We start from the raw sequence: 13,723 nt of genomic DNA on the forward strand, positions 1-13,723 counted from the left end.
GCGTATGTGATTTATACGTCGGGTTCGACGGGTCGTCCGAAGGGTGTGGTGGTTCCGCATGCGTCGGTGGCGGGGCTGGTGGAGTGGGCGGTGTCGTTGGGGGCTGGTCGGTTCTCGCGTGTGTTGTTCTCGACGTCGTTGAATTTTGATGTGTCGGTGTTCGAGTTGTTCGGGACGCTGGCTGCGGGTGGGACGTTGGAGGTGGTGCCGGATGTTCTGGTTCTGGCGGAGCGGGGGTCGTGGTCGGGTTCGTTGGTGTCGGCGGTGCCGTCGGCGTTCGCGGCGGTGCTGGAGCAGGACGCCCGGGTGGACGCGGGTCTGGTGGTTTTGGCGGGGGAGGCGTTTTCGTCGAGTCTGCGGGAGCGGATCGGTCGGGTGATGCCGGGTGCGGCGGTCGCGAATCTGTATGGTCCGACCGAGGCGACCGTCTATGCGACCGGCTGGTTTTCGGATCGGGACGAGGAGAGTGCCGGGTCGATGGTGCCGATCGGCAGGAATGTGGCGGGTAAGGGCACGTATGTGCTCGACGCCTTCCTTCGTCCGGTTCCGGTGGGTGTGTGGGGTGAGTTGTATCTTGCGGGTGGTCTGGCGCGGGGTTATCACGAGCGTCCGGGGCTGACGGCGGAGCGTTTTGTCGCTGATCCGTTCCGTGAGGGTGGTCGGCTGTATCGCTCGGGTGATGTGGTGCGTTGGCTTGTGGACGGGTCGCTTGAGTATGCGGGTCGTGGCGATGACCAGGTGAAGGTGCGTGGTTTCCGGATCGAGCTGGGTGAGATCGAGAGTGTTCTGGTTGCGCACGAGCAGGTGGGCCGGGCCGTTGTTGTCGCTCGTGAGGATCGGCCGGGGGTGAGGCGTCTGGCCGCGTATGTGGTGGCCGACGGTTCCGGGCTGGATATCGCCGGGGTGCGTGAGCACGTGGCAGTTGCGCTTCCCGAGTACATGGTGCCGTCGGCGTTCGTGGTGCTGGACGAGTTGCCGTTGAACGCGAACGGGAAGCTGGACCGCAAGGCTCTGCCCGCCCCGGAGTTCGCCGGGGACGAGGCCGGGTATGTCGCTCCTCGCACGGGGACGGAGCAGGTCCTGGCATCCGTCTGGGCCGAGGTTCTCGGGCTGGAGCAAGTCGGTGTCCACGACAACTTCTTCGACCTCGGCGGCGACTCGATCATCAGCCTCCAGGTCGTCTCAAGGGCCCGCCGCGCCGGTCTGTCACTCTCGTCCCGGGACGTCTTCCAGCACCCCACCATCTCCACCCTCGCCCCGCACGCCCGCCCCCTCGATGCCGATGCCACATTCCGTCCCCGGCTGACCGAGAGCGGTACGGTCATCGGCGTCGTGGCCCCGACCCCCGTACGGGAGTGGTTCTTCGAGACCCACCCCGTGGCCCCCGGCCACTTCAACATGGCTGCCGCCTTCACCCTCCCGGACGACATCGACCTCGGGGCCCTTCGCACCGCCGTCGCGGCCCTGGCGGCCCAGCACGACGCCCTGCGCTCCACGTTCGTCCAGAACGGGGAAGGCGTCTGGACCGGTCGGATCACTCCCGACATCGACCTCGACGCCGTTCTCACCTTCCATACGCTCCCCGAGGACAGCGACACCGACACCGGCGCCGAGGCAGAGGAACGCTGGCAGGCGCTCGTCCGCGACGCACAGGCCGGGCTCGACCTCGCCACCGGCCCCCTGTTGCGCGTGCTCGTCCGGACCGCGACGACCGGACCCGTGCACGTCGTCGCCGTGGCGCATCACCTGATCATGGATGGCGTTTCCTGGCGCATCCTGCTGGAGGACCTGAGCACCGCCTACGAGCAGACTTCCGCAGGCCGGGCGGTCGACCTCGGCCCGAAGGGCACCTCCGTGCGGCAGTGGGCCGACCGACTCGCCGCGTACACCGCCCGTGGCGGCTTCGATGCTCAGCTGGCGTACTGGCGCGACGCGACCGCAGCGGTCGTGTCTCGGATCCCTGTCGACCGCCCCGGCGGTGACAACACCGTGGGCTCCGAGCGCACGGTCTCGGTCTCCCTGTCCGCCGCGGAGACACGGGCCCTGCTGCTCGACGTCCCCGGGGCGTACCGCACGCGCCCCAACGACGTACTCCTCGCCGCCCTCACCCGCGCTGCCGGCCCCTGGGCGACGGGCGGAGCCGTTAGACCCGCAGAGGGCGGGGCCGCTCCCCGGTGGGCCGTGAACCTGGAGGCGCACGGCCGCGGGGAACTCTTCGACGACGTCGATCTCACCCGTACCGTCGGCTGGTTCACCGCCATCCATCCGCTCGCCCTGCCCGTTGCGTACGGCGACGACGACTGGGCCGACACCGTGAAGGCGGTCAAGGAGCTGCTGCGGGCCGTGCCCGACCAGGGCATCGGCTATGGCGCCCTGCGTCACCTCGGCGACGCCACCGGCCTGGGCGACGCTCCGGACATGGCGTTCAATTACCTCGGGCACTTCGACGAGGGGCCTTCCGGTCTGCACCGTTCCCTCGTCCTCAACCCCGGCGGCGAGCACCACCCGGGCGAACGGCGCACCCATCTGATCGAGGTGGTCGGCGCGGTCCAGGACGGCGTCCTCACCTTCATCTGGGCCTACTCCGAGAATCTTCACGACCTCACGACCGTCGAGAACCTCGCCCACCGGTACGCGGACGAGCTGCGCTCCCTGATCGCGCACTGCACCGCGCCCGAGGGCCCCTCCGGCTGCACGCCGTCGGACTTTCCCCTCGTCAGCCTCGCCCAGCACGAGGTGGACGCGATCGCCGCGCGCGTCGGCGACGCCCGCGCCATCGAGGACGTCCTCCCGCTGACCCCGCTCCAGTCGGGCATGCTCTTCCACACGCTCGACGCGGCCGGATCGCCCGAATCGCCCGCCTATCTGGAGCAGTTCACCTTCGTCATGGCGGGCGTGGGCGACATCGGGGCCGTGGCGCGCGCCTGGCGGGCCGTCGTCGACGCCTCGGACGCGTTGCGCGTCTCCGTCGTCTGGGAGGGAGTCGCCGAGCCCGTCCAGGTCGTCCATCGCGCCGGGACGCGGCCACTGCCGGTGACGTACGCAGACTGGACCGATCGCACCGCCGACGAACAGGAATCGCTGCTCGCGGACCTGCTCGCCGCGGACCGGTCCGTCCTCACCGGCCTCGACGCGCCGTTGATGCGGCTGACGCTCGTACGGGTCGAGGAGGACGCCGTCCGCGTTCTGTGGTCCTTCCACCACCTGCTCATGGACGGCTGGAGCAGCGCCGCCGTCCTCTCCGACGTGGCCGCCCTCTGTGCGGGCGAACCTCTGCCGCCCCGGGAGCCGTTCCGTGAGCACCTGCGATGGCTCGCCGCACAGGACCACGCCGCCGGGCATGCTTTCTGGACCGGCCGCCTCGCAGGCTTCGATGAGCCGACGCCGCTCCCGTACGACCGTTCGCCGCGCGGCTCCCGGCACGCACGCTCGGGGGAACGTGTCATCCTCGGCCTTCCCGACGCCACCGCGCACGCGGTCGCGGACTTCGCCCGGCGCAACCGCGTCACCGTCGGCACCGTCGTACAGGGCGCGTGGGCGCTGCTGCTCGGCCGGTACGCGGGAACGCACGACGTCCTGTTCGGCACGACCGTCTCCGGCCGTCCAGCGGAGTTGCCGGGTGCGGAGTCGACGGTCGGACTGTTCATCAACACCGTGCCCGTGCGCGTCGTCACGCCGCCGGACGAGCCGGTGGGCGGCTGGCTGCGCCGCCTCGGCGACGCCCAGGCAGCGGCCCGCCCGTACGAGTACGTCGCCCTGCACGAGATCGAAGTGCCCGGCCTGCCGTCCGGCACGCCCCTGTTCGACAGCCTCGTCGTCGTCGAGAACTACCCGGTCGACACCGCCGCCACCGCGCGCCACGGCATCACCCTTTCCGGGCTCGACGCCGCCGAGTCGACCAACTACCCGCTCACCCTGACCGCGCGCCCCACCGGGGAGTTCCTGCTCACCTTCGGCTACGACCCCGAACTCTTCGACGCCGCCACCATCCGGCTGCTCGCTGCCCGCTACGCCCACGTCCTGGAGGCCCTGGCGGACGCCGGCGACGCGGCCACCCTCGGCACCCTGCCGCTGACCGGTGCCGACGAGCTGACCCGCGTTCTGGACGGTGCCTGGACCGGCACGCTCGACGCGACCGCGGTGCCGGGGTCCTCACTGCCGGAACTCTTCGCACGACGGGTCGCCGACACTCCCGACACGGTCGCCGTGACCGGCGCGTCCGGCACGCTCACCTACCGGCAGCTCGACGAACGTGCGGACCGCCTGGCATGCGCGCTGCGGGCGCGCGGAGCCGGCCGGGGATCCCGGATCGGACTGCTGCTCGACCGCTCGGCGGACGTCGTCGTCGCCATGCTCGCCGTGCTCAGGACCGGGGCCGCCTACGTCCCGCTGCACTCCGGACACCCGGCGGACCGGATGCGCGCCATGCTCGACCGCAGCGGCGCCCTGCTGCTCCTCACCGACGGCGTCTTCCCGGCACCGGGCGGCATCCCGACCCTCGACGTCTCCGACATCCCCGGCGGCGACACCACGGCCCCGGCCGACGAGCCGCCGCATGTCGCCCCGGACGCCGATGCGTACATCATGTACACCTCCGGCTCGACCGGTGAGCCCAAGGGCGTCGCCGTCACCCACCGCGACATCGCCGCCCTCGCCGCCGACCGCCGCTGGACGCACGATGCGCAGCAGCGCGTCCTGTTCCACTCCTCACACTCCTTCGACGCCGCCACCTACGAGGTCTGGGCCCCGCTCCTCAACGGCGGCACGGTCGTCGTCGCCGAAGGCGACCTCACGGCGACCGCCGTACGCCACGCCGTCGCCGAAAACGGCGCCAGCGCCCTGTTCGTGACCACCGCCCTCTTCGGCGCCCTCGCCGACGAGGACCCGGCCTGCTTCTCCGGTCTCGGCGAGGTGTGGACGGGCGGCGAGGCCGCCTCCCGCCCGGCGATGCGACGCATGCTGGAGCACTGCCCCGACACCCGGCTCGTCCACGTCTACGGTCCCACCGAGGCCACCGCCTTCGCCGTCTGCGGCCCGCTCGACGCCGCCGACCTCGCCGACGGTGCGGCCGTACCGCTCGGCCTGCCCATGGACAACACGCTCGCCTACGTCCTCGACGCCGCGCTGCGCCCGGTCGGCACCGGCCAGCCCGGTGAGCTGTACCTCGGCGGCCCCGGGCTGGCCCGCGGCTACGACGGCCGTCCAGGTCTCACCGCCGAGCGGTTCGTCGCCGCCCCGTTCGGTCCCGCGGGTGGTCGGCTCTACCGAACCGGCGACATCGTCCGGCGACGCCACGACGGCCGCCTCGAATTCCTGGGCCGGGGCGACGGGCAGGTCAAGATCCGGGGCTTCCGCATCGAGCTCGCCGAGATCGAGGCCGCCCTCGCGCGCTGCGACGGCATCGGTCGGGTGAGCGTCCAGGCGGTCACCACCGACCGGCCGGGCGGCAGCGGCTCCAAGCGGCTGGTCGCCTACCTCGTCCCCGCGACGCAGGACGCCACGGCCGCCGGCCTCGACGTCCGCCGCGTACGGGAAGAGGCCGCGGTCCTGCTCCCCTCGTACATGGTCCCCTCCACGTACGTCGTCCTCGACGCCCTGCCCCTGAACTCCAGCGGCAAGGTCGACCGGCGCGCCCTGCCCGCCCCCGAGCACGCCACCGCCGCCATCCACGAGGCCCCGCACGCCGGGGCCGAGAAGCGGATCGCCGCAGTCTGGGCCGAACTGCTCGGCACCGAGCGAGTCGGCCGGCACGACGACTTCTTCGACCTCGGCGGCGACTCCATCACCAGCCTCAAGGCCGCCTCCCGGCTGCGCACCGCGCTGGGCGCCGACCTCTCGCCGCGCGCCCTGTTCGACCATCCCACGGTCGCCTCGCTGGCCGCCGCCTGCGCCGCCACGCCGGGCGCGACGACGGAAGCCGCGATCACCCCGGCGCCGCGCGGCGCGGGCCCGCTGCCGCTCTCCTACGCGCAGGAACGGCTCTGGTTCCTCGACGCCTTCACCCCCGGTGGCTGTGAGTACAACGTCGTCACCACCCTGCGTCTCACCGGTGTCGTCGACACCGCCGCCCTGCGCACCGCCGTCGCCGGGCTCGTCGCCCGCCACGAGGCACTGCGCACCACCTTCGACGCCGCAGACGGCCGGGGCGGCACCCAGCACGTCCACGAAACCCTCGACGTGCCCGTGCGCACGGTCCGGGCGGCGAGCGAGGACGCGCACGAACGCACCCTGAGGGCCGAGGCCGCCCAGCCGTTCGACCTGCGCACCGGACCGCTGTTCCGCGCGCTCCTCGTCGAGCGGGCAGGACGGGACGAGCCCACCCTCATGCTGACGATGCATCACATCGTCACTGACGGCTGGTCCATGGGCGTGATAACGCGCGAGCTGAGCGCCCTCTACGCAGCGGCGGTGGACGCGTCCCACGGTGACCCCGCGCTGCCCGAACCACCCCTTCAGTACCCGGACTTCGCGGTCTGGCAGCGTGCGCGACTCACCGAGGAAGCCCTCGCGCCCCACCTCGACCACTGGCGGGAGCGGCTGGACGGTCTCGAACCCCTGGAGCTGCCCACCGACCGACCCCGCCCCGCCGTGCGGACGGGGCGCGGCGCCCTGCACTCCTTCCGCGTACCACAGCGTCTCACCACGGCACTCGCCGACGCGGCACGCGCGCAGGACGCCACCCTGTCGATGGCCCTGACCGCGGTCACACAGCTGCTGCTCTCGCGCTACAGCGGCCAGGACGACATCGCCGTCGGAACGGCCGTCTCGGGGCGCGAGCGCACCGAGCTGGAACCGCTGGTCGGCTTCTTCGTCAACACGCTCGTGCTGCGCACCCGCATCGACGCCCATGCCGACTTCGGCATGCTGCTGGACGACGTACGAGAGACCACCCTGGCCGCCTTCGAGCACCAGGCGGCCCCGTTCAGCCGCCTCGTCGAGGCCCTCGCCCCGGAACGCGACCCCAGCAGGAGCCCGCTCGTGCAGGCCGCGGTCACCCTCCAGAACGCGCCGCGTGAGACGTTCGCACTGCCGGGGCTCTTGGTCGAGGAAGTCCTGCCGCCGGTCGAGACGAGCCCGTTCGACCTCAACATCGAGTTCGAACCCACCGACGGAGAGGGCCTGTTCGCCGTCGTCTCCTACAGCACGGATTTGTTCGATGCGGTGACGGTGGAGCGGATGGCGGGGCACTGGTTGGGTCTCGCGGAGGGGTTGGTGGCTGCTTCGGGTGTGGCGTTGGCGGAGGTGCCGATGCTGGGTGCGGGGGAGCGGGACCGGGTTATGGAGGCCGGTCGGGGTGCGGTGGTGGAGTTCGACGGTCGTGTGTCGGTGGTCGAGGCGTTTGCCCGCCGGGTCGCCGCGGCACCGGGTGCGGTGGCGGTGCGGTGTGGTGATGTCGCTTTGACGTATGCGGAGTTGGATGCGGCGTCGGATCGGTTGGCGCGGGTGCTGGTCGGGCGTGGTGTGTCGTGCGAGTGCAGGGTCGGGCTGTTGTTGGAGCGGTCGGTTGATGTGGTCGTGGCGATGTTGGGTGTGTTGAAGGCTGGTGGTGTGTATGTGCCGGTGCATGGTTCGTATCCGGAGGAGCGGGTGCGGCAGGTGCTGGCGCAGGCCGGTGCTGGGCTGGTGGTCACGGACCGGGGTGCGGATGAGGCCGGGGGTGTGCCGGCGGTCCCCGTCGGCGCGGTGCCGAGCCATGCGTTGGCGCTTCCTGTTCTGGTCTCGTCGGGGTCGTTGGCGTATGTGATGTTCACGTCGGGGTCGACGGGTGTGCCGAAGGGTGTGGCGGTCACGCATGGGGACATCGTTGCGTTGGCGGCGGACGGTCGTTGGGGTTCGGGTGGGCATGGGGCGGTGTTGTTCCATTCGCCGCATTCGTTCGATGCGGTGACGTATGAGGTGTGGGTGCCGTTGCTGAATGGCGGGACCGTGGTCGTGGCGGAGGCGGAGTTGAGTGCGCCGGTGGTGCGTGAGGCGGCCCGGTCCGGGGTGTCGTCGGTGTTCTTGACGAAGGCGTTGTTCGATGTGTTGGCGGGGGAGGATCCGGGGTGTTTCGCGGGTCTGCGTGAGGTGTGGACGGGTGGTGAGGCGGCGTCGGGTGTGGCGATGGCGCGGATGCTTGAGCACTGCCCGGACACGGAGCTGATCCATGTCTATGGTCCGACGGAGTCGACCGCGTTCGCGCTCTGTGGCCGACTCGGGGCCGAGGACACGAGCGGGTCCGCCGTCCCCCTGGGATCGGTCATGGACAACACTCGGGCGTATGTGCTGGATGCCGCGCTGCGGCCGGTGGGTGTGGGTGTGCCCGGCGAGTTGTATCTGGGCGGTTCGGGTCTGGCGCGTGGTTATGACGGCAGGTCCGATCTGACGTCGGAGCGGTTCGTCGCGGATCCTTTCGGTGTGGGCGGTCGGTTGTATCGCACGGGTGATGTGGTGCGGTGGCGGGCGGATGGCCGGCTGGAGTTCCTGGGCCGTGGTGACGGTCAGGTGAAGGTGCGTGGATTCCGTATCGAGTTGGCCGAGGTCGAGGCGGTGCTGTCCCGGCATGAATCGGTGGGGCGGGTGTCGGTGCAGGTCCGGGAGGACCGCCCGGGGATGAAACGCCTGGTGGCCTACGTGGTCGCGGCCTCTGGGCGCAGTGTGGACGTGGCCGTCGTGCGTGAGTACGCGGCGGTCGTACTCCCCGAGTACATGGTGCCGTCGGCGTTCGTCGTCCTGAACGCCCTGCCACTGACGGCGAACGGCAAGGTCGACCGCAGGGCACTTCCCGCTCCGGAGGCGGAGGCGGGGGAGGAGTACGTCGCCCCGCGCACCGATGCCGAGCGTATCCTCGCGGGTGTCTGGGCGGACGTGCTCGGTGTCGAACGGGTCGGCGTCCACGACAACTTCTTCAGCCTCGGCGGCGACTCCATCGCCAGCCTCCAAGTCGTCTCCCGCGCCCGTCGAGCCGGGATCACCCTGACTTCGCGGGACGTCTTCCAGCGGCAGAACGTCGCCGCCCTCGCCGCGGTCTGTTCCACGTCCTCCGCCGTCGACCCGTCCGACGCGGCGGCCGACGGGGGCCGGCCGGCGGTCTTCGGGCCGGTCGGGGCGACCCCGATCCGTGAGTGGTTCTTCGCACACCACCCGTCGGCCCCGCACCACTTCGCCATGTCGATGGCGTTCGAGTCGGCGGGCGAGGTCGACGTGCCCGCGCTACGGACCGCCGTGGCGGCGCTCGTCGCGCAGCACGACGGACTGCGTTCCACGTTCCACCGTGCACCCGGCGCCGACGCGTGGACCGCGGTCATCGCTCCCGTCGGCGACATCGTCGTGGACTCCGTCCTCACCGTCCACACCGGCGACATCGAGACCTGGCGTGTCCAGGTCGCCGCCGCGCAGGCGGGGATGGACCTCTCCTCGGGGCCGCTGTTCCGCGTCGTCGTGGGCGACCGGGGCCCGGACCGCCCCGCGCTCCTCGGGATCGTGGCCCACCACCTCCTTGTCGACGGCGTCTCCTGGCGCATCCTCCTGGAGGACCTGGGGGCGGCGTACGCCCAGGCCCGCGCCGGGGACGCGGTGCGCCTCGACGCACGGACCTCGTCCGTGCGGGAGTGGGCCGACCGGCTCGCCCGGCACATCGCGGACGGCGGGTTCGACGACCAGGTCGCCTACTGGCACGAGGCCGCCGCCCCGGACGCCGTCGCTCTTCCCGTCGACTTCCCCGACGGACGCAACACGATGGCCGTCCAGTCCACCGTGGAGGTGACCCTCGACCCGGAGACGACGGCGGCGCTGCTCCACCAGGTGCCGCCCGTCTACCGGACCAGGGTCGACGACGTCCTGCTGACCTGTCTGGCGCGTGTGCTGCGCACGTGGACGGGGCGGGAGCGGACGGCGGTGGACTACGAGGGTCACGGGCGGGAGGACCTGTTCGACGACATCGATCTGACGCGTACGGTCGGTTGGTTCACGACCATCCACCCCTTCGCGCCCTCCCTGCCCGAGGCGGGGGACGGCGACGACTTCGGGGCCGCGGTCAAGGCCGTCAAGGAACAACTGCGCGCGGTCCCCGATCGGGGCATCGGCTACGGCGCGCTGCGCCACCTCGCCCCCGACACCCCCTTCACCGACCACCCCGCACCCCGCATCAGCTTCAACTTCCACGGCCGGTTCGACGCCACGGCCGGGCCCGGCGGAGCCCCGTCCGCCGACGGTCTCCTCGGACGGGTGCTCCCGCCCGTCGGAGGCGACCACCACCCCGACGAGCGGCGCGCCCACGAACTGGACGTGATCGGTGTCGTCATGGACGAACGGCTGACGTTCACCTGGACGTACTCGACCGAGCGGCACCGCGCGGCCACCGTCGAACGTCTGGCACACGACCTCGTCGCCCAGATCAGCGGCTTCGTGCGGCACTGCGCCCGGCCCGAGGCAGGCGGGCGCTCGCCCTCCGACTTCCCGCTGGCCCGGCTGGACCAGGCCGCCGTGGACGCCGTCGTCGGGGCCGGGCGGCGGGCGCAGGACGTGGAGGACGTCTATCCCCTCACCCCGTTGCAGAGCGGCATGCTGTTCCACACACTCGCCGACCCGGCCGTCTACCTCGACCAGGTGTCGTTCGTGCTGGAGGGCGCCGGAGACCCGCAGTCCCTCGCCGAGGCATGGCAGCGGGTCGTCGACGCCACTCCCGCGCTGCGCACCCACCTCGTGTGGGAGGACGTGCCGCGGCCGCTCCAGGTCGTGCGCCGACGGGCCGCGCTCACCGTTCGCCACGAGCCGGCCGGTGCGGACCCCGTCGCCGTCGCGGCGGCCGAACTGGCCACCGGCATCGACCTCACCAGCGGGCCGCTGATGCGGATCACGCTCGTACCGGAACGGCCCGGTGTCGTCCGCGTCGTGTGGACGTTCCACCACGTCGTCCTCGACGGCTGGAGCACCTCCCGGATATTCGCGGACGTCTTCGCGCAGTACACGGCGCTGACGTGCGGCGAACGCGCCCCGGTCGCGGCCGGGCCGCCGTTCGCCGACTACGTCGCCTGGCTGGAGCGCCAGGACCCGCGGGCCGCCGAGGAGCACTGGCGGCGGGTCCTCGACGGGTTCCGCGCGCCGACACCGCTGCCGGTCGACCGGACACCGGCCCCCGGACACCGCGCACACGCCGCCGAGCGGGTACGGGCCGAACTCGCCCCCGCCGACGCGGCCGCCGTGTCGCGGATGGCGCGGGAGCACGGACTCACCCTCAACACGGTCGTCCAGGGCGCCTGGGCGCTGATGCTCGCCCGCTACGCCGGAGAGACCGACGTGTGCTTCGGTGCGACCGTGTCCGGACGACACGCCGACCTGCCGGGCATCGAATCGACCGTCGGCAACTTCCTCAACACCCTGCCGGTGCGCACCGATACCGGCGGGTCCGGCAGCGTCGTCGACTGGCTGCGCCGACTCCAGGCCGAGCAGGTGGAGGCCCACCGCTTCGAACACCTTTCGCTGCGCGGAATCCGCGAGTGCGCGACCGAACTCCCGCAAGGCAACGATCTGTTCGAGAGCATTGTCGTCTTCGAGAACTACCCGGGCAACGAGGAGGCCGCGGCCGCCCACGGGCTGCGCGTCACCGACGTCACCGCCGTCGACACCACCAGCTATCCGCTGGACCTGACCGCGTACGCCGACGCGGACCGGCTCGCCCTGCACCTCTCCTACGACCCTGCCCTGTTCGGCCGTGACCGGGTCACCCGTCTGTCCGCCCAACTCCGCGCGCTGCTGCGGGCCATGGCCGAGGGCCCGACCGTACGCCCGGCCGAACTGTCCATGCTGCCCGACGAGGAGCGCGCCCGGCTCGTCGAGCCCGGCGGCTGGAGCGGCGGGACCATCCCGTACGAGGACGGGACCTGCCTGCACGAACTGATCGCCGCGCAGGCCCGCCGAACCCCGGACGCCGACGCCGTGGTGTGCGGCGACGACATCCTGTCGTACGCCGAGCTCGACGCCCGCGCCAACCGGCTCGCGCACGAACTCGTCGCCCGCGGCGCCGGGCCCGGGGCTGTCGTCGCGATCTGCCTGGAGCGCGGCACCGAGATGGTCGTAGCCCTCCTCGCCGTCCTGAAGGCCGGCGGCGCCTACGTGCCACTCGACCCGGCCCACCCCGCCGAACGGCTCGCCTACGTGCTGGACGACAGCGACGCCCGGATGGTCCTCACCCGGTCCTCGCTCGCCCCGGCACTGCCGACGGCCGACGCGCCCGTCCTGGCGCTGGACGCCGAACCGCTGAGCCGCGCCGTGGCCCGCCACCCCGACACCGCCCCCCTCACACGGGTGCGGCCCCGGGACCTGGCGTACGTCATCTACACGTCCGGTTCCACCGGGCGGCCCAAGGGCGTCCAGATCGAGCACCGCAGCGTCAGCCACGGGGCCGCTTCGTGGGACGCCGCCTACGGGTTCACCGACGGGCGGCCGGTGCGTCAGCTCAACGTCGCCAGCATGTCGTTCGACGTGTTCGTCTCCGACCTCGTGCACGCCCTGTGCCACGGCGGCGCGCTCGTCCTCGCCCCCGCCGACGCCGTCACCGACCCGGGCCGCCTGCTCGACCTCGTGCGCTCCGCGGGCGTCACCCACCTCGACACGGTGCCGGCCCTCGCCACCGCGCTCGCCGACGAGGCCGCCCGGCGCGGCGAGGAACTGCCGCCGCTGAGGGTCCTCGCCGTCGGCGCGGACCTGTGGCGCACCGACGACTGCCGCCGCCTCCTGGACCGCGCCGACACGGCGACGACGACCGTCCTCAACACGTACGGAGTGACCGAGGCGACCGTCGAGTCGTGCCTGTACCCGGTGCACGCCGACACCCTGCCCGACACCCCGAGCGTCCCCATCGGCCGCCCCAACCCGGGCATCCGCATGTACGTCCTCGACGAGACGCTGCGGCCCGCGCCCGTCGGCGTCACCGGCGAGCTGTACCTCGGCGGGCCGAGCGTCGGTCGCGGCTACCTGGGCCGGCCCACGCTGACCGCCGAGCGGTTCGTCGCCGACCCGTACGGGGACCGGCCGGGCGACCGGCTCTACCGCACCGGTGACCGGGCCCGGCATCTGCCCGGCGGCGACATCGAGTTCGCCGGGCGCGCCGACGAACAGACGAAGATCCGCGGCTTCCGCATCGAACCCGGCGAGATCGAGGCGGCCCTGCGCAAGCACCCGGCCGTCTCCCGCGCCGTCGTCATGGCACGCCAGGACCACGGCGCCGCGCCCCAACTCGTCGCGTACACCGTCCTCCACGACGGCCACGCCTTCGGCCCGGCCGAACTGCGCGCCCACCTCAAGGCCCTGGTGCCGGCCTACATGGTCCCGGCCGCGTTCGTCGCCCTCGACGCGCTGCCGCTCAACGCCAACGGCAAGGTCGACCGGCGCGCCCTGCCGGCTCCCGACCCGGACGCGGTACGGACCGGGACCGAGTACGTCGCCCCCCGCACCCCCGGCGAGGAGACCGTCGCCGCCATCTGGCAGGAGGTGCTGGGCCTCGAACGGGTCGGCGCCGAGGACGACTTCTTCGCCCTGGGCGGCAACTCGATCCTCACCCTCCAGGTCACCGCCCGGATCCGGACCCGGTTCGGTGTGTCCCTCACCGTCCGGGCCGTCCACGACGCCCCGACCGTGGCCGCACTCGCGGACGCGGTGGAGGAACGCATCCTCCAGGAGCTCGAAGAGTCGATGCGGGGCTGAGCCGCGCCCGCCACCGACCCGCACGCACGCGCATTCACCA

Annotated in this window: 1 protein-coding gene; it reads left to right on the forward strand. The window is 72.2% G+C overall.

Features of this window, described 5'->3' with window-relative positions; genetic code table 11:
• Positions 1–13,683 (forward strand): amino acid adenylation domain-containing protein (locus ACFYXM_RS33190; protein WP_389295070.1); only part of this gene is annotated, 13,683 nt, incomplete at its 5' end.
• Between the last annotated feature and the right edge of the window lie 40 nt (positions 13,684–13,723).

Source organism: Streptomyces sp. NPDC002476 (assembly GCF_042889785.1).
In the GTDB taxonomy this organism is placed as follows: Bacteria; Actinomycetota; Actinomycetes; order Streptomycetales; family Streptomycetaceae; genus Streptomyces.